The sequence below is a fragment of the Caulobacter sp. CCH9-E1 genome, assembly GCF_001556515.1.
GTDB lineage: Bacteria > Pseudomonadota > Alphaproteobacteria > Caulobacterales > Caulobacteraceae > Caulobacter.
The window spans coordinates 1-1,422 of the sequence record NZ_LSJA01000323.1; the positions used below are offsets into that span (position 1 = coordinate 1).

Sequence of the window (1,422 nt, forward strand, 5' to 3'; positions counted from 1 at the left end):
TGGTCGCTTCTACTACCGGCGACGGGTGCCGGGATCGCTGACCGACATTGTCGGGAAGAGGGAAATCTGGCGGTCGTTGGGGACGGACAGCCCAACGGTCGCTCTACGGCGTTCCCACCAGATCGCCGCCGCCATCGAGCGAGACTTCGAGTTGGCTCATGGACGATCAGGTCGCACGGTCGATCCGATGATCGTCTGCGAAGCGGTATGGAAGAGCGCAACCGAGCGCGTGCCTGACGCTCAGAAGAGCCCAGCCGAGACCGTCATTGGGGCCACGCTCGGCGAAGTCTACGACGCCTACATGAGCGATCCGACCCGCGACTGGTCGCCGACGACACGCATGGCCTACGGGACCACTCGGAAACTCGTCATGGCGATCCTCGGCGAAACCACGCCCATCCGGTCCATTACACGCGCCCAGTGTCGCGAAATGATCGAGGTGCTTCGGTGGTTGCCTCGTAATGCGTCCAAGCTGTTCGCCAACCTCACCCCGGTCGAGATCGCCGAGAGGAGCAAGGCAGAGGGGCGCGACGACCTCATCAACGCCGCCAACATCAACACCTACGTCAACAAGCTTGGTGGGGTCTTCAACTGGGCGGTGAAGGAGGAACTGCTCGACCGGAACCCCGCCGTGGGCCTGCGCGTGCCCGACCCTACGCTACGGCGCGACAAACGCCTGCCGTTCTCGACGGCACAACTCCGGGCGATCTTCTCCGCGCCGCTCTACACCGGCTGCCGTGACGATGAACATGGCTACGCCATCTCAGGCGCGAACAAGCCGCGCAATGCGCGCTTCTGGATTCCTCTCGTGTCGATGTTCGCTGGGCTACGTCTGAACGAAGCTTGCCAACTCGATGTTGCGGACGTTCGAAGGATTGAAGGCATCGCCTGTTTCGTCGTGACCGAGCGGTCCGATGAGATCGCGAACGACAAGCGGCTCAAGACGAACTCCAGCGAGCGCGTCGTCCCGATCCACGCCACGCTGCTCGACCTCGGCTTCATGGACTTCGTGGAACGGCGACAAAGCGCGGGTGAGAGCAAGCTGTTCGCGGAGGTCGGAATGGGTGCCACCGGCTACCGCTCGACAACCTTCTCCCAGTGGTTTCGCCGCTTTGTCGCGCGCGCAGGCGCCAGTTCTCCGAAGACCTGCTTTCACAGCTTCCGGCATGGCTTTCGTGATGCCCTCCGCGAGGCTCGCATCGACCGTGACATCGCGCTCGCATTGGGCGGCTGGGCGTCAGTCGGCGGAGCCGCTTCAGTGTCAGATGCGTATGGCAGGGGCTATCGCGTCGCCACGCTGAAAGAGGCCATTGACCGCGTTCGTTACGAAGGGCTCGACCTTTCCCATCTCGCCCCCTCGAAATCCGGCCTGGCATCGCGAACCAACTTGTAAGGGAGCCTTACAAGTTGGCCGCGCCTCCC

General features: G+C 63.2%; 1 protein-coding gene. It reads left to right on the forward strand.

Annotation, left to right across the window (positions count from 1 at the left end; translation table 11 throughout):
- On the forward strand, positions 1–1,393 hold a 1,393-nt coding region (locus tag AX690_RS18545; protein ID WP_156449723.1), incomplete at its 5' end, for a DUF6538 domain-containing protein.
- Positions 1,394–1,422: the final 29 nt, after the last annotated feature.